This window comes from Corynebacterium sp. LaCa_282, assembly GCF_057198125.1.
In genome coordinates this window covers 2,057,758-2,076,456 of record NZ_CP191095.1, presented here as the reverse complement: position 1 = coordinate 2,076,456, position 18,699 = coordinate 2,057,758, and the positions used below count along the sequence as shown (strand labels likewise).

At 59.6% G+C, this 18,699-nt stretch carries 27 protein-coding genes; 16 read left to right on the top strand and 11 right to left on the bottom strand.

The window, feature by feature from the left end:
- Positions 1 to 64: 64 nt before the first annotated feature.
- On the top strand, positions 65 to 763 hold the full coding sequence (locus tag ACP8KU_RS09770) for a hypothetical protein (protein WP_023016734.1): 699 nt from the start codon (positions 65 to 67) through the stop codon (positions 761 to 763).
- Here ACP8KU_RS09770 and amaP read toward each other — a convergent pair.
- From amaP to ACP8KU_RS09740, 6 genes are read right to left on the bottom strand one after another with little or no spacing between them, the layout of a single operon-like run.
- A complete protein-coding gene (gene amaP / locus ACP8KU_RS09765) occupies positions 752 to 1,327 on the bottom strand; it encodes an alkaline shock response membrane anchor protein AmaP (RefSeq protein ID WP_484483651.1) in 576 nt (191 codons plus the stop codon). The two genes, ACP8KU_RS09770 and amaP, sit on opposite strands and share 12 nt — an antisense overlap.
- Positions 1,320 to 1,886, bottom strand: coding sequence for a DUF6286 domain-containing protein (locus ACP8KU_RS09760; protein WP_005281210.1), 567 nt, complete (start codon positions 1,884 to 1,886; stop codon positions 1,320 to 1,322). The genes amaP and ACP8KU_RS09760 overlap by 8 nt, the downstream gene beginning before the upstream one ends.
- A complete protein-coding gene (locus ACP8KU_RS09755) occupies positions 1,879 to 3,042 on the bottom strand; it encodes an Asp23/Gls24 family envelope stress response protein (RefSeq protein WP_023016736.1) in 1,164 nt (387 codons plus the stop codon). Before ACP8KU_RS09755 ends, ACP8KU_RS09760 begins: the two co-directional genes overlap by 8 nt.
- The gene (locus tag ACP8KU_RS09750) at positions 3,042 to 3,236 is read right to left on the bottom strand and encodes a hypothetical protein (protein ID WP_005276895.1); all 195 of its coding nucleotides are present in this window, start codon (positions 3,234 to 3,236) and stop codon (positions 3,042 to 3,044) included. The genes ACP8KU_RS09755 and ACP8KU_RS09750 overlap by 1 nt, the downstream gene beginning before the upstream one ends.
- 2 nt (positions 3,237 to 3,238) lie before the next feature.
- Complete coding sequence (locus ACP8KU_RS09745; RefSeq protein WP_005276897.1) at positions 3,239 to 3,586, bottom strand: Rossmann-fold NAD(P)-binding domain-containing protein; 348 nt, start codon at positions 3,584 to 3,586, stop codon at positions 3,239 to 3,241.
- 5 nt (positions 3,587 to 3,591) lie between these two features.
- Positions 3,592 to 4,071 (bottom strand): Asp23/Gls24 family envelope stress response protein, encoded by a 480-nt coding sequence (locus ACP8KU_RS09740; RefSeq protein WP_005276899.1) that lies wholly within the window; start codon positions 4,069 to 4,071, stop codon positions 3,592 to 3,594.
- 711 nt (positions 4,072 to 4,782) lie between these two features.
- On the opposite strand from ACP8KU_RS09740, the gene rpsJ reads away from it, so the two are divergent.
- From rpsJ to rpsQ, 11 genes are read left to right on the top strand one after another with little or no spacing between them, the layout of a single operon-like run.
- On the top strand, positions 4,783 to 5,088 hold the full coding sequence (gene rpsJ / locus ACP8KU_RS09735) for a 30S ribosomal protein S10 (protein WP_003848085.1): 306 nt from the start codon (positions 4,783 to 4,785) through the stop codon (positions 5,086 to 5,088).
- A gap of 23 nt (positions 5,089 to 5,111) precedes the next feature.
- Positions 5,112 to 5,768 carry a 50S ribosomal protein L3 gene (rplC, locus tag ACP8KU_RS09730; RefSeq protein WP_005276932.1) on the top strand — a complete coding sequence of 219 codons (657 nt, stop codon included), beginning with the start codon at positions 5,112 to 5,114 and terminating at the stop codon, positions 5,766 to 5,768.
- Complete coding sequence (gene rplD, locus ACP8KU_RS09725) at positions 5,765 to 6,418, top strand: 50S ribosomal protein L4 (protein WP_005281229.1); 654 nt, start codon at positions 5,765 to 5,767, stop codon at positions 6,416 to 6,418. Before rplC ends, rplD begins: the two co-directional genes overlap by 4 nt.
- A complete protein-coding gene (gene rplW, locus ACP8KU_RS09720) occupies positions 6,418 to 6,720 on the top strand; it encodes a 50S ribosomal protein L23 (protein WP_005276934.1) in 303 nt (100 codons plus the stop codon). Before rplD ends, rplW begins: the two co-directional genes overlap by 1 nt.
- A 35-nt stretch (positions 6,721 to 6,755) precedes the next feature.
- Complete coding sequence (gene rplB, locus ACP8KU_RS09715; RefSeq protein ID WP_005276935.1) at positions 6,756 to 7,592, top strand: 50S ribosomal protein L2; 837 nt, start codon at positions 6,756 to 6,758, stop codon at positions 7,590 to 7,592.
- 13 nt (positions 7,593 to 7,605) lie between these two features.
- Entirely contained in the window at positions 7,606 to 7,884 is a 279-nt protein-coding gene (rpsS, locus tag ACP8KU_RS09710) for a 30S ribosomal protein S19 (RefSeq protein ID WP_005276936.1), read from the top strand.
- A 3-nt stretch (positions 7,885 to 7,887) separates the two neighbouring features.
- The gene (gene rplV, locus ACP8KU_RS09705) at positions 7,888 to 8,250 is read left to right on the top strand and encodes a 50S ribosomal protein L22 (protein ID WP_005276938.1); all 363 of its coding nucleotides are present in this window, start codon (positions 7,888 to 7,890) and stop codon (positions 8,248 to 8,250) included.
- Positions 8,250 to 8,996, top strand: a complete 747-nt coding sequence (gene rpsC / locus ACP8KU_RS09700; protein WP_484483650.1) for a 30S ribosomal protein S3 — start codon at positions 8,250 to 8,252, stop codon at positions 8,994 to 8,996. The genes rplV and rpsC overlap by 1 nt, the downstream gene beginning before the upstream one ends.
- Positions 8,997 to 8,999: 3 nt before the next feature.
- Entirely contained in the window at positions 9,000 to 9,416 is a 417-nt protein-coding gene (gene rplP, locus ACP8KU_RS09695; RefSeq protein WP_005276943.1) for a 50S ribosomal protein L16, read from the top strand.
- Positions 9,416 to 9,646: a 50S ribosomal protein L29 gene (gene rpmC, locus ACP8KU_RS09690; RefSeq protein WP_005276944.1), complete on the top strand. Its 231-nt coding sequence runs from the start codon at positions 9,416 to 9,418 to the stop codon at positions 9,644 to 9,646. Before rplP ends, rpmC begins: the two co-directional genes overlap by 1 nt.
- A gap of 2 nt (positions 9,647 to 9,648) precedes the next feature.
- Complete coding sequence (gene rpsQ / locus ACP8KU_RS09685) at positions 9,649 to 9,957, top strand: 30S ribosomal protein S17 (RefSeq protein ID WP_005276946.1); 309 nt, start codon at positions 9,649 to 9,651, stop codon at positions 9,955 to 9,957.
- Between the two features lie 71 nt (positions 9,958 to 10,028).
- On the opposite strand, the gene ACP8KU_RS09680 is transcribed toward rpsQ, so the two are convergent.
- Positions 10,029 to 10,850 carry a siderophore-interacting protein gene (locus ACP8KU_RS09680; protein WP_284643754.1) on the bottom strand — a complete coding sequence of 274 codons (822 nt, stop codon included), beginning with the start codon at positions 10,848 to 10,850 and terminating at the stop codon, positions 10,029 to 10,031.
- 100 nt (positions 10,851 to 10,950) lie between these two features.
- On the opposite strand from ACP8KU_RS09680, the gene ACP8KU_RS09675 reads away from it, so the two are divergent.
- The 4 genes from ACP8KU_RS09675 (at position 10,951) to ACP8KU_RS09660 (ending at position 14,923) form a co-directional block, all read left to right on the top strand.
- Positions 10,951 to 11,901 (top strand): ABC transporter substrate-binding protein, encoded by a 951-nt coding sequence (locus ACP8KU_RS09675; protein ID WP_005276951.1) that lies wholly within the window; start codon positions 10,951 to 10,953, stop codon positions 11,899 to 11,901.
- Positions 11,902 to 12,981: a FecCD family ABC transporter permease gene (locus tag ACP8KU_RS09670; RefSeq protein ID WP_237800694.1), complete on the top strand. Its 1,080-nt coding sequence runs from the start codon at positions 11,902 to 11,904 to the stop codon at positions 12,979 to 12,981. It begins immediately after the preceding gene.
- On the top strand, positions 12,978 to 14,012 hold the full coding sequence (locus ACP8KU_RS09665) for a FecCD family ABC transporter permease (protein ID WP_484483649.1): 1,035 nt from the start codon (positions 12,978 to 12,980) through the stop codon (positions 14,010 to 14,012). Before ACP8KU_RS09670 ends, ACP8KU_RS09665 begins: the two co-directional genes overlap by 4 nt.
- Positions 14,013 to 14,095: 83 nt before the next feature.
- Entirely contained in the window at positions 14,096 to 14,923 is an 828-nt protein-coding gene (locus ACP8KU_RS09660) for an ABC transporter ATP-binding protein (RefSeq protein ID WP_484484170.1), read from the top strand.
- Positions 14,924 to 14,965: 42 nt separating this feature from the next.
- Here ACP8KU_RS09660 and ACP8KU_RS09655 read toward each other — a convergent pair whose 3' ends face one another.
- The 4 genes from ACP8KU_RS09655 to ACP8KU_RS09640 all read right to left on the bottom strand — a co-directional run bounded on the left by ACP8KU_RS09655 (position 14,966) and on the right by ACP8KU_RS09640 (position 18,184).
- The gene (locus tag ACP8KU_RS09655) at positions 14,966 to 15,361 is read right to left on the bottom strand and encodes a multidrug transporter (RefSeq protein ID WP_302520684.1); all 396 of its coding nucleotides are present in this window, start codon (positions 15,359 to 15,361) and stop codon (positions 14,966 to 14,968) included.
- Positions 15,362 to 15,628: 267 nt separating this feature from the next.
- On the bottom strand, positions 15,629 to 16,306 hold the full coding sequence (locus ACP8KU_RS09650) for a methionine ABC transporter permease (RefSeq protein ID WP_284622716.1): 678 nt from the start codon (positions 16,304 to 16,306) through the stop codon (positions 15,629 to 15,631).
- A complete protein-coding gene (locus tag ACP8KU_RS09645; RefSeq protein WP_484483648.1) occupies positions 16,306 to 17,328 on the bottom strand; it encodes a methionine ABC transporter ATP-binding protein in 1,023 nt (340 codons plus the stop codon). The genes ACP8KU_RS09650 and ACP8KU_RS09645 overlap by 1 nt, the downstream gene beginning before the upstream one ends.
- 16 nt (positions 17,329 to 17,344) lie before the next feature.
- Positions 17,345 to 18,184: a MetQ/NlpA family ABC transporter substrate-binding protein gene (locus ACP8KU_RS09640; RefSeq protein WP_284622714.1), complete on the bottom strand. Its 840-nt coding sequence runs from the start codon at positions 18,182 to 18,184 to the stop codon at positions 17,345 to 17,347.
- Between the last annotated feature and the right edge of the window lie 515 nt (positions 18,185 to 18,699).

The following is an 18,699-nucleotide window of genomic DNA, read 5'->3' as shown; positions in this document are numbered from 1 at the left end:
AGCCAAGGCGGGGTGCTGACCCGTGGCTGTAATAGGGCGGAACGCCTCGGTAGGCTAGACCCTTATGGAAGATCCCACTCGCATTGACCCGACCTTGGCAGCGCTGCGCAAGGCATGGGAGGGCCAGCCCGATCTGAGCCTGCCGACGCTCTTTGCCTTATTGGCCAACCGGGGCATCGGCTGGGGCGTGAGCGACGCGGAGTTAGTCACCGAACTCGAGCGGCAGGCCGAGGTTCACCCGCCGCTATTGCCCTTGGAGGGCGGCCGCGTGGGCACTGGTGTGTGGCTCGTGCTTAGCGATGCCCCCACCTCCCGCATCACCGCCGATTCCTCCCGCATCATCGTGCGCCGCCCGAATGCTCAGCCGGTGGTGTGGGAATACAGCGCCATTAGGCCAACGGGGCCTGGCCGGCCCTTCGTGGTTACGGATACTGAGGGCTTTGAACACCGCCTTGGGATCGTCTCCAGCATCATGCGCCTGGATGAGCCGCTGCCGGAACTTAGCGGCCTGAGCCGTTACGAGTTGGGTGACTTTGTCTATGTCCTCCGCTTGGAGGACGCTATCGCTGTCCTAGACCACGGACTGCATCTCTTTCACAAGGAAAACCGGCGGGTGGTTGCCCATAATTATGCGTGGAAGAGGATAGAAAAATGCCGCCCTGGCGAGGAGTTGGAGTTACTCCTCGAGGGCGGCGATTATGCGCGATTGGGCAAGGTAGTTGAGGTTCTTGTTGCAGAGACCCCAAACCCCTTATTCAGCTAAATCCTTCATCGGCTTGACCTTGGTGAAGTGCAGCTTATAGCTGGTATCTAGGTCAGCGTCGGGGAAAGCCTCCCGGAAGTCGCGCTCATTCGTTTCTACAGCGTTGGTCAGCCGCTCCAGCGGCGTGTCTGGGTTGGCAACCACCGTGTACTGCAGCGTTGGGCGGGCGCGGTCGTATGCAACCAAGCGCTCGACCCGGTCCACACCCTCTAACGCGTCCAGTTCCTTGGCCACCGCGGTGGCGATGGCGTTCATGGATGCAGAGATTGCGCCTTCTTCATTGGAAGCTGCGGATTCCACATTATTAAAGCGGCGGTGACGCAGGTTTACGACGATGAGCCACAAACCAATGATGAGCAATAGGGCAGAGGCACCGGCCAAGACCCAGACCCACCAACTATTGTCGCCCAAAGTGCGCCACGTATCGTGGTCTACCCACTCGGCCAGGTATTCAGCAAATTCCACATTGAAGTTAATGAGAATCGGCCACACACCGAGCGCGATGAGGATGATTCCGAGCAGGCCGAAGAGGATTCGGTCAAAGGTAGCAAGCTTTTTAGACATGATTATCCATCTCCGGAATCTTCTCTACGGCTACGGTGACCTTTGGTGGATGCGCAAGCACTTCCAAGGCACGGGTGACAGCAGTTTCTACGCGCCCCGGCAACTCGGAGTCTTGCTCATCGCCATTGACGGTAACCTTCGCGCTCTTGGTATCCGCGGAAGTCTGTGCGGACGCGACTCCCGGAACGCGGCGCGCTGCAGCAGAGCTCAAGCGCGCGACATCAACCGGACGCATCCACATGGAAGCGGACTCGGAAGCGACCTGGATGTGGGTATTGCGGCGCGTCTTTACCGCAGCGATTACAAAGATGAGACCAACGACGATGGAGCCCACGCCAGCCCAGATCATCCACGTTTCTAATTGCTCGGTGGCAATAAGATTGAGGACCGGCTGGACCCACGATTGGGCATTGGCGTCTGCGCCGACAAGCCAGGTTTCGCGTACGCCCACAATGCCAATGGCCAGCAGGACGAAACCTAAAATGACGGTCCACGTACGCACGGCAGGAGACGCCTTGGGCTGTTGCCCGAAATGCTCAGGCATATTCATCTCAGCCATTATTGCCTCCTTGCTCGTGGAATGGGGTGATGGAAATGGCACGCAGCGGCTCAGGCCGTGGCGCATAGACATGCAGCGGGCGCTGGCTCGTTGGGGTTACCTTGATGCGCTTGAGCGGTTCCTGGCGCGGGGCCTGAACCTTGCGCAGCGGGGCGGGCCTTGCGGTCCGCACGCGCTGCTCGCTCCGGGAATTATCGATCTCGATCTTGCGCAGTGGTCGTGGGCGAGGTGAGTGCACCTTGCGCAGGGGAGCCGGCCGCGCAACGCGAACGCGCTTGTACTGTTGCGCATTGTCGATGTCGATCTTGCGCAAAGGCTGCGGACGAGGGACAGAGACCTTTGCCTTCTTGGCGAAGGGACGTACCTGTCCGCTCGGGAGCAACCGAGCAGGGCGCGGGGCGCGAACACTGCGTACCCGCTCTGGGCGCGGTTCGATGATGCGGCGCGGTTCGTGATCTTCTGGAGCACTGATGTCTAACAGCTGGTGATCCGGAAGATCAGCGGAAATGCTGCGCACCGGCGCCTCCCGCGGCGTGTCAACGGAGCGCACCGGGGTATCGCCAGGCGGCGCCGATACTCCGCGGATGGCAACTTCCTTCCCGGAAGAAATCTCGCGGATATCCGCTTCTGGTGGAACGGCAACTGTGCGAACCACCGCCTCTTGCGGGGTATCGACGGTGCGAACCGCGGCTTCTTCCGGGGTCTCGATGCCTCGCACCTCGACCGAGTCCTGGGTGACAGGCTGGGTCACGGTAGACGGGGTGACCTCCGGCGTAAAAGCCGAAGCAGCAGGGCGCTGCGCTACCTGTTCTGCGGTAACGCGAGTATCCGGAACCGATTCACCAACGGTGACATTAACGCGGGTGGTGGTATAGCCGGTGTGGGCAGCAATGGCCTCTGAAATGGCGGCACGCGTACTTTCCGCGACTGCGGTAACCGGCGATGGCCACACCACAGCGATGGTCGCGCTTACTGCGGCGACCTCACGCTCTGGGTCCATCTGTACCGAAACCCGTGGATAACCGCGTCCGCCAATGCCAGCAAGCTTGGCATCTAAATCCTTTGTGCCAGGCACGCTAGCAATTGCGGCGGTCACGATTCGTTCCATGGTCCGCAGCGAGAAACGCGTGTGGCCCTTAGTGGAACCTTCTGACATTAGCCTTGGCCTTTCTCCTTGCCAATGAGGCCATTCCACACAGCGCTGAGGTCGATGCGGCCATCAAAATGGGAGCCCAAGAGGCCACCGATAGCAGCAAGCAGCACGGCGAGCAGCATCCAACCCCAACCTAAGTACAAAAAGAAGGCAAGTAGCAGGCCGATAACAATGCCCAATGTGGTGTAATTTTTCATATCTAATCCTTCGAGGGAGCAGCGGATAAGCCATCTACGGCATCAGAAAACTCAACGTCGACGCGATCTAATTCCGTACATGCCTTGCGGGCGGTCGAGCGGATTTCTTCCGCCAGACGGTACAGATCAGGTTGCGCACTGATATCAACGCGGACGTTGATTTGCAGGTGGCGATCGTCGCGGGGATCGGGCCGGCGCATGCCGGAAACCCTTTCGCCCGGGAAGAGTAGGTTCACCGAGCCGTAGCGTCCGCCGTCAAGGCCCGCGACACCGTTGAGCTTTTGCACCGCTTCCGCAATTGCGTGAGCGTGGCTTACCTCGAGCTCAAATTGCGCTCGGGGTTCAGGCATTGTTCTTATGCCTGGCCCTGGTTCAGTGCAGCCTGCTCTTCAGACTCGGAGTCTTCCTTCGGCAGCTTGACGTTGTGAACAACAACGTCAACGCGCTCTACGGTCAGGCCGGTCATGCGCTCGACAGCGTTCATGATGTTGCGGCGGATTGCCTCAGCCAGCTCGTGGATGGCAACGCCGTACTCAGCGGTGATGGCGATCTCGATCTTTGCGGAGCCGTTTTCTACCTCTACGTCAACACCCTGGCGTACGTCCTCGGATGCACCGAAGGACTCGCGGATGGTGCCCATCATGCGAGCGCCGCCGCCACCGAGGGAGTCAACGCCGGAAACCTCGCGGGCTGCAATGCCGGCGATCTTGGAAACAACGACGTCATCAATGGTGGTGGTGCCGTACTGAGTCTCCAGGTTGTTGTTTACCTCGCGCTCTTCAGAAGCGGCAACGTTGTTCTCAGAGTGCTTTGCAGGAGTGTTGTTCTCAGACATGGTCTTTAAGGCCTTTCCTTAAATATTGACTTGCATGGTCGCAATATGAAATTGAAGGACCAAGAACCAGCGGTTCTAAATCCCTCTTTGAGCGTACCTACCGCCTAACCGGACGTGGGGTCTGTGACAACAATATTTACCAAAACGTGATTATTGGCACTATTGCCGGGGTGGTTTGAAAAACACCAGCCCATCGTGCTTAAATACTTAGGTTGCTTTAACAGGGCAGCGCGAACCGGTAACGGACCGTCTTTAACACGGTGCATATCGGGGAGGCGCTGAGCTGGTAAAGCGAACATGACACCTTCGTTGTCACCGTGGATCAGGGCTTTCCTGAAACACAGACTGGAAGGTCATCCGATCGGGCTAGGTCCGCGCTAGAGCAGAGACACCCCGAGACGATGGACCGGAGGAGGGGCATGGCAAATAAACAGCGGCAGTTAGCGAATAGGACACTCTCCACGTGTAATGCGTGAAAACCGTCCTCTTCACAATACTTTGACTACGGGTCTTGTACCCCGTCAGGAGCACTGCAGACTGGCATTTGCCATGTGCTGTATCTCTTGGTTGTCATGACAGTCAGACCACTGGCGTTGTGTCAGGCCCCAGGCCCGGACAACGTTATAGAGAAATCGAGAAGCAATTTCCCACCGCTTCACGCCCCGGAAACGCCGGGAATGTGAAAGTGGGGAAGCGAGGAAGAGGATAAGCGTGGCGGGACAAAAGATCCGCATTCGGCTGAAGGCCTATGACCACGAGGCAATCGACGCTTCTGCAAAGAAGATCGTCGAGACCGTTACCCGTACGGGTGCTCGTGTAGTTGGCCCAGTGCCGCTCCCAACCGAGAAGAACGTGTACGCAGTTATTCGTTCTCCGCACAAGTACAAGGACTCTCGCGAGCACTTCGAGATGCGCACGCACAAGCGCCTGATCGATATTCTCGACCCGACCCCGAAGACCGTTGATGCTTTGATGCGCATCGATCTTCCGGCAAGCGTCGACGTGAACATCCAGTAAGCGACTTTGGTGGAGAACTAATAATGAGTGAAAACGAGATCAAGGGCATTCTGGGCAAGAAGCTCGGCATGACCCAGGTCTTCGATGACGAGAACCGCGTTGTTCCGGTCACCGTCGTTGAAGCAGGGCCATGCGTTGTCACCCAGATTCGCACCCCCGAAACCGATGGCTACAGCGCCATCCAGATCGCCTTTGGCGAGATTGACCCACGCAAGGCAAACAAGCCTGAGTCTGGTCACTTCAAAAAGGCTGGCGTAACCCCGCGTCGTCACGTTGCGGAAATCCGCATGGACGACACCTCCGCATACGAGGTTGGCCAAGAGGTCAAGGTAGACATCTTCGAAGGCATCACTTTCGTTGACGTCACCGGCCAGACCAAGGGCCACGGCTACGCTGGTGCTATGAAGCGCCACGGCTTCCAGGGTCAGGGCGCAGCTCACGGTAACCAGGCCGCTCACCGCCGCGTTGGTGGTATCGGTGGCGCTGCTACCCCAGGCCGCGTCTTCAAGGGCAAGCGCATGGCTGGCCGCATGGGCCACGACCGCGTGACGACCCAAAACCTGAAGATTCAGAAAGTCGATGTCGAGTCCAACCTGCTGCTCATCAAGGGTGCTATCCCTGGTGCGCGCGGCGGCCTCGTCACCGTTAAGACCGCAGTGAAGGGCGGTGCACACGCATGAGCAACCTCAAGCTAGACGTCCACACCTCTGAAGGTAAGACCAATGGCTCCGTGGACCTGCCGGCTGAAATCTTTGACACCGAGGCATCCGTTGCTTTGATGCACCAGGTTGTCAACGCACAGCTTGCTGCTGCTCGTCAGGGCACCCACGCCACCAAGACCCGCGGCGACGTCCGCGGTGGTGGCCGCAAGCCTTTCCGCCAGAAGGGCACCGGTCGTGCGCGCCAGGGTTCCATCCGTGCGCCGCACTACACCGGCGGTGGCACCGTCCACGGCCCGCAGCCACGTAGCTACGCACAGCGCACCCCTAAGAAGATGATCAAGGCTGCTCTCTTCGGTGCGTTGTCTGACCGTGCTCGCAACGAGCGCATCCATGTCATCGAAGAGTTGGTTCCAGGCCAGAAGCCGTCCACCAAGGCGGCCAAGGCTTTCCTCGAGTCCCTGACCGAGCGCGACAACGTGCTGCTGGTTATCGGCCGCGAGGACATCAACGCCCGTCGTAGCGCTAATAACCTGCCGAACGTTCAGATCCTGGACGCCGGTCAGCTCAACACCTACGACGTTCTCTACTCCGATGACGTTGTGTTCTCCGTTGAGGCGCTACACACCTTCATCACTCGCGCTACCGGCGCGGATAAGGAGGAGAACTAATGGCTAAGATTTCTAACCCGCGCGATGTCATCATCGCCCCGGTTGTATCTGAGAAGTCCTACGGTCTGATGGAGCAGAACGTTTACACGTTCTTCGTCTCCCCAGACTCCAACAAGTCCCAGATTAAAGATGCCGTCGAGCAGATCTTTGACGTGAAGGTCGACTCCGTGAATACCGTAAACCGTGCAGGTAAGCGCAAGCGCACCCGCACCGGCTTCGGTCAGCGTAAGTCCACCAAGCGCGCATACGTGACGCTCCGTGAAGGCAGCGACTCCATCGACGTCTTCGGCGCAGGCGCTTAAGCGCCACCGGAGAGCCGAAAGGAAAAGGAAGAATTATGGCTATTCGTAAGTACAAGCCGACAACTCCGGGTCGCCGCGCATCCTCCGTATCTGAGTTCGACGAGATCACTCGTTCGACTCCGGAGAAGTCCCTGCTGCGCCCGCTGAGCAAAACCGGTGGTCGTAATAACTACGGCCGCATCACCACCCGCCACATCGGCGGTGGCCACAAGCGCCGTTACCGTCTGATCGACTTCCGTCGTAACGACAAGGACGGCATTCCGGCAAAGGTCGCTCACATCGAGTACGACCCGAACCGCACTGCAAACATTGCATTGCTGCACTACGTAGATGGCGAGAAGCGCTACATCATCGCGCCGAAGGGCCTGAAGCAGGGTGCTGTTGTCGAGTCCGGCCCGAACGCAGATATCAAGGTGGGCAACAACCTGCCGCTGCGCAACATCCCGACCGGTTCGACCATCCACGCCGTTGAGCTCAAGCCGGGCGCTGGCGCAAAGCTGGCCCGCTCTGCTGGTGCTTCCATCCAGCTGCTGGGTAAGGAAGGCAAGTACGCCGTTCTGCGTATGCCGTCTTCTGAAATCCGTCGCGTGGACATCCGTTGCCGCGCAACGGTTGGCGAAGTTGGCAACGCCGAGCAGATGAACATCCGCTGGGGCAAGGCCGGCCGCATGCGTTGGAAGGGCGTTCGCCCGACCGTCCGTGGTGTCGTTATGAACCCGGTTGACCACCCACACGGTGGTGGTGAGGGTAAGACCTCCGGTGGTCGCCACCCAGTGTCCCCATGGGGTCACAAGGAGGGTCGCACCCGCAATCCGAACCGTTACTCCAACAACATGATCGTGCGCCGTCGTCGCCCGAACAAGAAGCGCTAAGAGGAGGTAAACAATGCCACGCAGCCTTAAGAAAGGCCCGTTCGTCGATGAGCACCTCCTCAACAAGGTGGATGCTCAAAACGATGCAGGCACCAAGCAGGTCATTAAGACCTGGTCTCGCCGCTCGACCATTCTCCCCGATTTCATCGGACACACCTTCGCCGTCCACGACGGCCGCAAGCATGTGCCGGTCTTCATCGAGGACTCCATGGTCGGCCACAAGTTGGGCGAGTTTGCACCAACCAAGACCTTTAAGGGTCACGTCAAGGATGACAAGAAGGGACGTCGATAAGCGATGAGTGAGACCATCACCTCCGCATCCGCCACGGCCCGCTACGTCCGCGTTACCCCGATGAAGGCACGTCGTGTGCTCGATCTGGTCCGCGGCAAGTCCGTAAGCGAAGCTTTGGCAATCCTGAAGTACGCACCGCAGGGTGCTTCCAAGCCAGTTGCAAAGGTCGTTGCTTCCGCAGCCGCAAACGCTGAGAACAACTTCGGCCTCGACCCACGCACCCTGGTCATCTCCGAGGCATACGCCAACGAGGGCCCGACCATGCGTCGTTTCCAGCCGCGTGCACAGGGTCGTGCATTCATGATTCGTAAGCGCACCAGCCACATCACCGTGGTTGTCGAAAGCCAGCAGGAAGGGGCCAAGTAATGGGCCAGAAGATCCATCCTCACGGCCTACGTTTGGGCATCACCTCCGACTGGAAGACCCACTGGTTCGCGGATAAGGACTACGCGAACTACGTAGCCGAAGACATCAAGATTCGTAACTACCTCAACAAGGGCCTCGAGCGCGCCGGCATCGCCGACATCGTTATCGAGCGCACCCGTGACCGCGTCCGCGTGGACATTCACACCGCCCGTCCGGGCATCGTGATTGGCCGCCGCGGCGCTGAGGCTGACCGCATCCGCCGCGAGCTGGAAAAGCTCACCGGCAAGATGGTTGCCCTCAACATCCTCGAGGCCAAGCAGGTAGACGCAAACGCAACCCTGGTTGCTCACTCCATCGCGGAGCAGCTGGTTAACCGCGTCGCATTCCGTCGTGCAATGCGCAAGGCTATCCAGTCCGCTATGCGCCAGCCACAGGTTAAGGGCATCAAGATCCTGCTGTCTGGTCGCCTGGGCGGTGCAGAAATGTCCCGCGTTGAGCGCTACCACGAGGGTCGCGTTCCGCTGCACACTCTTCGCGCCGAGATCGACTACGGCACCGCAGAGGCCCACACCACCTTCGGCCGCATCGGCATCAAGGTGTGGATCTACAAGGGTGACGTCGTCGGTGGCGTACGCGAGTCCGAACTGAACGCTCCGGCACAGGGCCGTGGCCGCGGTGACCGCAACGGTCGCTCCCGCCGCGGTGGCCAGCGCCGCCAGCGTGCACAGCAGAAGCAGGAGGGCTAATCCATGCTGATTCCTAAGCGTGTTAAGTACCGCCGTCAGCACCGCCCGAGCCGTCGTGGCGTGTCCAAGGGCGGAAACCGCATTAACTTCGGCGATTACGCAATCCAGGCACTGGAGCCTGCGTACATCACCAACCGTCAGATTGAAGCCGCACGTATTGCCATCAACCGCCACGTTAAGCGTGGTGGCAAGGTGTGGATCAACATCTTCCCGGACCGTCCGTTGACCCAGAAGCCGCTCGGTGTTCGTATGGGTTCCGGTAAGGGCCCGGTTGAGAAGTGGGTGGCTAACGTGAAGCCTGGCCGCGTACTTTTCGAGATGAGCTACCCAACTGAGGCTGTTGCAATCGAGGCTCTGCGCCGCGCTGGCCAGAAGCTTCCTTGCAAGGTCCGCATCATCAAGAAGGAGGACCAGTTCTAATGGCAACCGGTACCCCCGCCCACGAGTTCCGTGAGCTCGACAACGCAGAGCTGGAAACCCGTCTGAAGGATGCGAAGGAAGAACTGTTCAACCTTCGTTTCCAGAAGGCCACCGGCCAGCTGACCAACAACCGCCGCATCGGCACGGTTAAGCGCGACATTGCCCGCATCTACACCGTTCTGCGCGAGCGCGAGCTGGGCCTGTCTGTCGCTCCGGGAGCTGAGGCTTAATCATGAGTGAGGCTAACGTGACTGAATCCAAGAAGGGACCAACTCCGAAGAAGGAGAAGGTCAAGGGTGCTCCTAAGGTCCGCACCGGCTACGTCGTTTCGGACAAGATGTCCAAGACCATCGTCGTCGAGATCGAAGACCGCAAGCAGCACGCTCTGTACGGCAAGATCATGCGCTCTAACAAGAAGGTTAAGGCGCACGATGAGGAAGAAATCGCAGGCGTAGGCGATCTCGTACGTATCGCTGAGACCCGCCCGCTGTCTAAGGACAAGCACTTCCGTCTCGTAAAGATCATCGAGAAGGCTAAGTAAACCCTAGCCAGCGCAGCCCCTGTACCGGACCACATGGTTCGGCGCAGGGGCCTCTCGCTGTTTTAGGGCTCTTAAGGACGGGCCCTTCCATAAAACCAATAGGGCACCCAGGTGACGTCATCGGTGGGCAAGCCCCAGCCTTTCACCGCGAGGCCGCGCACCTTCTTTGCCAAATCTCCCTCGCCGGAGACCCACACGTACCCAGGTATCGGCGCAGCAGCATAATCTGCTTCCAGCGCGGCAACGACGGAATCTGCCTCCTGGTGCGGCTCAGTCCGAAGGACGCGCAGGCTGCGCACGCTGGGCTCCCACCTGGCCATGAGGCCGGGCTCTACTTCGTCATCGCTGGTGACCACGGCTACAACGTCAGTGGAAGCGAGCTTCGCCGGGTCATGTTTCTCTTGGTAGGCAAGGATATGCCGCAGGGCAGGCAAGGCGGAGGCATCGGCGACCAATAGCTGCGCAGCCTCGGTAGGCCGCCACATCTCGTTGCAGGTAAAGAACCCCGCGGTATCGCCGGGTTGCGCGCGGAGAATCCACCGCGAGCCGGGGCCGGAATCGCCGTGGGTGACCACATCGACATCGACAGTCGCGTCCTCAGGGTGCAGCGCGCGGATGGTATACCAACGCAGGTCCGGACGCGTCACTTCATCCATAGCGGCCACCGCCGCACGGATATTGACCCCATCGACCGGGAAGGGCGTAAATTCCTGCCCGGCTTGCGGCATGACGAGGCCAAAGAATTCATCTGGGCCGGCAAGCTCATACGTCCGGAACGCCTCGGCATGAAACGTCAGGCGGTGCAGCCGCGGCCGGATCTGCTCATTGGCGGTGAGGGTAACGGGGATCAATTCGTGTTCAGGCATCGTGGACGATTGTAAGGAAGAGTTCATGCGTCCAACATACCTGTGCACAGTTAAGCCTTGCCTAATCCTTTCGGGGGGGATAGGATATGTCACGTCATTTACCTCCTTTATTGAAAGGGTTAGCCTCATGAAGATTTTCGGACGCCGCACCATGGGTGTTGTGGCACTGCTGTCCGCCGGAGCCGTAGCCTTAGCTGGTTGTTCGCGCGGTGAGGGCGATGAAAGCACGCAGTCGTCCACCGAAGCCGCCAGCGAGGAGCGCGTGGCTAGCCTGGGCCTGGGTGACGCCGATACGCTGCTCGCCTTGGGCATCACCCCCGTGACGGTGGCGCCGTGGGGCGCTGAGGGCGACGGCGATCCTTCCGGTGTTGGCCCTTGGTCAAAGAAGCTGCTTGGCGATGCCAAACCTGAGACCATCTACAACACCGCAACTGGTTTCACCGCGGAGACCTTCGAGCAGATCACCGCTGCCGATCCCACCAAGATCATTGCGGTGAACCAGGCGGTGGATGCTCGCGCGAAGGAATCCCTGGAAGAAATCGCGCCGACTACCGTCAAGCCGGATGGGTATGAAGACTGGCAGATTCCTTGGGAAAAGCAGGTAGAGGCCATTGCGGACGCCGTGGATAAGGAAGACGACGGCGAAAAGCTTATCAAGGACACCGAAAAGGCCTTCGAGGAATTCCGCCGCGAGCACACCGAATTGCAGGGCAAGTCCGCGGCCATCGTTATGCCTTATGACGGAAAGATTGGCCTGTACACCGATGAGGACGGGCGCGGACAGTTCATCGAGGATCTTGGCATGGAGATCCCCGATGAGTTGAAGGGCGATGGCAGCAGCTTCTTCGTTGACATTGCCCCGGAAAACTACGCAAAGCTCAACCAGGTTGAACACCTCTTTGTCCTGGACTACAACGGTTCCGCGGATGTCTTGAAGAAGGATAAGACCTTCCAGGGCCTCGATATTGTCAAGGATGGGCGCGTGCGCTACCTGGACACGGATACCGGCAACGCCATGAGCATGCCGAACCCAGTGACCATCCCCTGGGCAATAGATAAGTTTGAAGAGAAGCTGTAATTGTCAGCAACCACGAAGGACGGCCAGACTATCCAGACGGGTTCCACAGCGCAAAACCCCACAGCCACACCGGTGATGGCGCGGGGAAAGGGTCGCACGACGTTCCTTGTTGCCCTGATTCTCGCCAGCCTCGTGCTGGCGGTGGCGTCCTTGGCGCTGGGTTCCCGTTCCATTCCGCCTGATGAGGTCATCGCCGCGCTGCGCGGGGCAGGCGAGCAGGATATCCGCGATATCGTGTGGAACCTGCGCATGCCGCGCACCTTCTTGGCCTATTTCGCCGGCGCTGCCCTTGCCGTCGCCGGTGTCTTGGCGCAATCGTGGACCAGGAACCCGCTGGCGGACCCCGGATTTATCGGTATTACCGCAGGCGCCTCGTTCTTCGTTGCCCTAGGTACGGCCATTGGCATTGCTACCACCACCGGCATGCGCACCACCCTCGCGCTCGTCGGCGCGGGCATTACCACGCTGCTGGTTTTGGCCGTCTCGCGGCGGTTCCAGGATCCGCTAACGCTCATTCTCGTCGGCGCCGGCGTCTCAGCAGCCCTGGGATCGGGCGCGGTGATCATCGGCCTGTATTCCACGGACGTCCTCGATAGCATGCGGCGCTGGACCATCGGCTCAACCTTCGGGCGCGGCCCAGAAGACGTCGCCATCGCGGGTATTGGCCTGCTCATCGGCCTGGTATGCGCGGCGATGGCGGCCAGGCCGCTTGACCTTTTGGCCATGGGGGAGGAGTCCTCGCTTGCCTTGGGCGGGTCTCCAACCACCGCGCGGGTGGGCGCAGCACTGAGCGTCGTGGTGCTGGCCGGCAGCGCCACGGCGGCGACGGGCCCCATTGCCTTCGTCGGCTTTGCCATCCCCCACATCGTGCGGCGGGTGGTTGGCCCCAGCGTGGCCACGATGCTCTTGCCCTCCGCGCTCCTGGGCGGTTGCGCCGTGCTTGCCGCCGATATCATCGGGCGGCTTATCGTGGGTAACTCGGAGCTAGAGATGTCTATCGTGCTTGCCATCGTGGGCGCGCCCTTCCTCATTTGGGGCGCCCACCGTGGCGTGGGCAGAGCGTGGGGCGATAACGCATGACAACGATAAACAGTATCCTGCAAGCGCAGCAGCGTGGCAGGCACGTCCGCGTGCTCGCCTCTACGCTCGTATTTGGCCTTATTGCGCTTGCCGCCTACCTGGTATTGCTGGGGCAAGGCCCGCTGGAATTGAGCCCGCGGCAGGTCCTCGATGTGCTCACCGGCGGCGGCAGCGAGAGCCACATCAGGGTGGTGTGGGACTTGCGCCTGCCTGTTGCCATCGCCACCGTCATCGTCGGCGCCGCCCTCGGTGTGGCCGGTTCGTGGACGCAGACCATGGCGCGCAACCCACTGGCATCGCCGGATATTTTGGGCGTGACCGGCGGTGCATCGGTCCTGGTGGTGCTGGGCACCGTGCATTCGCGCCCCGGTTTTGCGGACGGCATCCCGGACTTCTGGTGGCGGGCATGCTTGGCGATGATCGGCGCCCTCCTCGTCGTCATACTCCTCGCCGTCCTGGGCGGCATTGGCACGAGCAATCGCATCGTCATCGTCGGCATCGCCTTATCGCTGATGTTTCAGGCCGTCGTGGCGTATCTGATGCGCAGCGCCCAGATCCAGCGCGCGGCCGAGGCACAAACGTGGCTTGCGGGCTCGACCGGGTTCGTGCGCATGGAGGTCATCGTGCCCTTACTCGTGGCATTAGCACCGTTTCTTGCCATAGGCATCTGGTGTGCGCGGGAGCTGCCGCTGCTTGCCCACGATGATTCCTCTGCCACTACCCTGGGCGTCAATATCTCCCGCCAGCGCGCCCTGCTGCTCATCGCGGCAACCGGCATCTGCGCCGTGGTGGTCTCGGTGGTGGGGCCCATTGGGTTTATTGCCCTGCTGGCGCCGCACCTGGCGCGGATGGTGGCGCGCACGCCCACGCCATCGCCGGTGGCATCGGCAGCCGCGGGCGCGGCGCTGCTGACCGTGTGCGCCGTCATTGCTGGCGCGATTCCGGTCAACGCCCCGGTGGGTGCGGTTTCCTCGGTCATCGGCGGCTGCGCCCTGGTGGTATTGGTGTGGAATGCGGCCCGGCGCAGTTAAAGCCGTGGCGCGGCACAGCGAAGTTCAGTCCAGCCCGCCACCCAAATAGTGCTACACACTCGTACGTGGATGAAGGAAAAGATATGACGGATAATCAGCCCACGAGCCCGAAGCGTCGGTGCAGCCTCCAGACCACCGGCATCCATGCGGGATATAAGGACGGCGAGGATATCCTCGCCGGCGTCGACCTGCACGCCCGCGCCGGTGAGGTCACCACGCTCATCGGGCCCAATGGCTGCGGCAAGTCCACGCTGCTCAAGACGCTATCTAAAATCCTGGCCCCGCGGCAGGGCAGCGTCATGGTCGGGGAGGCTGACCTGCATGCGATGAACGCGAAGGAAGCCGCGCAGCAGGTGGCGTTGCTGCCACAGCACCCCGTGGCGCCGGATGGGCTGCGCGTAGGCGAGTTGGTAGCGCGTGGGCGGCACCCCTATCAGGGCAGGATGCGCGGCCTTTCTCCTACGGACCGGGAGATCATCGCCCAGGCCTGCGAAGTCACGGAGATTGTGGACTTCCTCGACCGCGATATTGCCTCCCTATCGGGCGGGCAGCGCCAGCGCGTCTGGCTGGCTTTGGCGCTCGCGCAAGATACGCCGGTGCTGCTTCTCGATGAACCCACCACCTTCCTCGACCCCGCCCACGCCATGAGCATGCTGGAGCTGGCTCGCGCACAGGCCCGCGCCGGCAAAACAGTGGTTGTGGTCCTACACGATCTCATGCTCGCGGGCCACTACTCCGATTCCATGGTGGTGATGAAGGCCGGCGATATCATCGCCCGCGGTGCACCGAAGCAGGCGCTGGCCCCCAAGGTATTGGCGCAGGCCTACGGCATTGAGGCGGAAGCCTGGGACGATCCGCTTGGCGATGCCCCCATTATCGTCCCCCGCCGCGTTCTCCTCAGCGACAGCTAAGCGCTCCCCCGCTAAGCGCGGGGAGCGTGTTGCTCAGATCGGTTACTGCCGGGCCAACCGGCGGATATCCAAAACCGAAATGGCGATGATGAAGAGGTTGAGCACGCAGCCTACGCTGAGTAGGAAATTGCCGATGCGGTAGGTTCCTGTGCCGACTGCCGCCATGTTGCCGTAGATGTAGATCCAGATTCCCCAGCCCACCAGCAGCACGATGCCGGCGATGCCGGAAAGCAGCTTGAGGCTGCGCGGGGAGGCGGGGGCGAAGAATTTAAAGGCGGCATCGATAAGCACGCCCGCTGCAAGGACGATGCTTAATCCACCCGAGAGCCACAGCGGGAGCAGGGCTGCGGTACCTACGACGACGGGGAGGATGAAGGCGAGGAATGCTAAGAGGAATAGGCCCAGGTGTATCCACAGCGTGCGTTTGGTGTAGCTCATAGGGCTGACTCTACTTCCTTGCACAATGGGGGATTGGCGCCGGTGCGGGAGGTCGTTCTGTTATCCGCGCTGCTGGTCACCGCCACAGTAGTCGGTTCTTCGCCGCACACATGAATAATCATACTTCCATAGTATCGGGGACATGAACCGCCGACCGAACTTCCACCTTGTGCAATCACTGGGGTGGTAGCAACGAATCAAGGGGAGATGTTCTGGCACAAGAAAAGGCTGGGGATAAACCCCAGCCTTTGTCTTTTTTGACGTACTTTAGGCGCCGTTGCGCGCCCGGCGGGCGAGAGCATTGCCCAAGCCCTGGATTGCTTGTACCACCACGATGAGGATAATCACCGTGAGGATAATGGCTACGGTATCGAATTGCTGATAACCATAAGAGACCGCCAAGTCACCGACGCCGCCACCACCGATGGTTCCGGCCATCGCGGTGGCAGAAATCAACGTGATGGTGGAGGTGGTTAGTGCCAAGATGATCGAGGCCTTAGCTTCCGGCAGCAAGAAATAGCGGATGGTTTGCCACAGGGAAGCACCCATGGATTCCGCGGCTTCTAGGATTCCATCCTCAACTTCCAACACCGATTGCTCGATGAGGCGGGCCATAAACGGCGCGATGAAGATGGTTAGCGGCACCAGTGCCGCGGTCATGCCAATGGAAGTGCCGACGATAAGGCGCGTGAACGGGACGATTGCCACCATCAAGATGATGAACGGCAAGGAGCGTACCGTATTGACTAGGAAGTCCGTGATCCTAAACAGCACGCGGTTGGGATACATGCCCTGTGGGTTAGCAAGTACCAGGATGATGCCTAGGGCAACTCCGCCGATCGTTCCTAAAAAGAGGGAAATACCCACCATATAAAGGGTTTGCCAGCCGGCCTCTAGGTACTGATCGATAGAAACCTTGGTATCGAAAATCTCGGTTAAATCCATTAGTTCACTACCTCTGCGTTGAGTTGGCCCTGCTGCTGTATCCATTGCACGGCATCGGCAAGGGCAGCTTCATCCTTATTGGCGAGCCCGAGCACCAACGTGCCAACCGTGCCATCGCGCAAGGCCACGTCGGAGGCGTGGACAATATCTGTGTCGATGCCTCGTTGCACCAGGCCGCTGACAAGCCCCTTCGCTGCGCCGCTGTGGTGTGTTACGCGCAGGACGCGGTCATAGTGGGAGGCATTGACCGTGTCTTGTACCGACGCTGGAAGATGCTGCGGGAGTACGGTCTCCACCAGCCGCTGCGTCAGGGGCTGCTGTGGATCAGAAAAGACGCCGCTGACGGAGCCGTTTTCGATGACATGGCCGTCCTCCATGACCACAACGGTGTCCGCAATGCGGGAGATAACACCCATCTCATGCGTGATGATGACGACGGTGATATCCAATTCCTGGTTCACGCGGACGATGAGATCCAGAATCTGGTCAGTCGTTAGCGGGTCGAGGGCTGACGTCGGTTCATCGCACAGCAGAATCTTTGGGTTGGTGATTAAGGCGCGGGCGATCCCGACGCGTTGACGCTGACCACCAGAAAGCTGCTTCGGCAGCGATTGAGCGCGTCCTTCAAGGCCCACCATTTCCAGCACCTCGGTAACGCGCTGCTGGATTTCCTTCTTCGGCGTTTTGGCCAAGATGAGCGGCATCGCCACGTTCTGGGCCACCGTCTGCGTATCGAGCAGGTTGAAGTGCTGGAATACCATGGACACTTCTCCGCGCAGCTCGCGCAGTTGTTTCTTGGACAGCGCGTTAAGGTCGCGGCCTAGAACATTGACCGTTCCAGCGGTGGGCTTTTCCAGTCCGTTAATGGTGCGCAGCAATGTGGACTTGCCGGCACCACTCGTGCCGACGACCCCGAAAATGGAGCCCTTTTCGATGTCCAAGTTGACAACTTCCAGGGCTGTCACCGAGGCCGACTTCGTGCGAAAGGTCTTGCCTAAGTCGCGAAATTCAACATCAAGCATGGAGAAAAGTTCCGTATTACTTCTTGAGCGAGTCTGGAACGAACCAGTAGTTTTCCTCGTTCACGCTATCGACGTGGTCGAGGAACTCCTGGGACTTATAGGCATCAATAACTGCCTTAGCCCAGTCAGCGTCCTTCTTGTCTTCCGTGGTTACGGCCTGGAGGATGAGGTCATCACTGAGATCTTCTTCCCCAAGGGCCAGGGAAGGGTCGACCTTGGAGGAATAAGCGATGGAGCCTGGGATAATACCCCAGTCAACATCGTCCATGGAGCGCGGAATGGTAGCAGAGTCCATCGGCTGAATCTTGAGGTCGTGCGGATTGTCCTCAATATCATTGACCGTCAAGAGGTTCTGGTCAGCATCGTCCTTCATGGTGAGCCAGCCAAGCTTGACCAAAAGGCGGAATGCTCGAGTCTGGTTCGAACCGTCCTGCGGGATGGCAACGGTGTGTCCCTTATCCACATCATCAATGGACTTATGGGACTTGGAGTAAATCTTGGTCTTAACGGTGGGGATATCGGTGAGGTTGGTCAGCTCGGACCCAGTCTCTTGGTTGTAGACGTTCATGTACGCCGTGTGCTGGTCTACGTTGAGATCAATCTGCCCCTCGGATAGAGCGACATCTGCCTGTCGCAGCTCGGAGAAGTCCGTGTAATCGACCTTAAAGCCCTCATCTTCAAGGATTGGCTCAATTCCGTCCTTGAAAAGTTCAGAATATGGTCCTGGGGAAGTACCAACCTGAATCGTATCCGTATCGCCGTTGTCTTCACTATCGCTAGCGCAAGCGCTCAGGGTGAGTGCGGTTGCGGCAGCGGTTACCGATGCGCCGATTTTTGTAAATAGAGAGCGTGACATGAGGAACCTTTAAATAGTAGACGTAAAAGTGGACGCCTCATAGACTACCCGGTTCAACTATGTAGACCAAGTGGTACGGAGTGAAATCTCTGTGTTTCGAGGGTTGGTCTGGCCGCTGGGGGTTGGCATTTCCGCAGGTGGCCCGGGAAAAATATAGACCGTGCATAAATAATCGGGGGAATTTAATAGGATTTACTATGCAAAATTGTACAGGCCGGTCTAGTTGTGTGTCAGGGCGCAAAAGCTTTGCGATGCTCCTTTTAGGAGCGGAGAGGGCGTGGGGAGGGGCTAATGAGGGTAGGGAAGGGCTATCGGGTTCTAGGGCATTGAGCCCGGCAGCCGTGAATCCCTCATTTGCCTTCCCCTTGGAATTTTTAACGCGCATAGAAAAAGGCTGTGCCGGCCGGGAATTGTTCCCGACCGGCACAGCCAGTCCTTTTTACGGTTTTACCGTGTAGGGGTGTTTCTTAAAGTGCTACACCTCTATGGGGTGATTGGCGGAGTCAAAGCGCTGC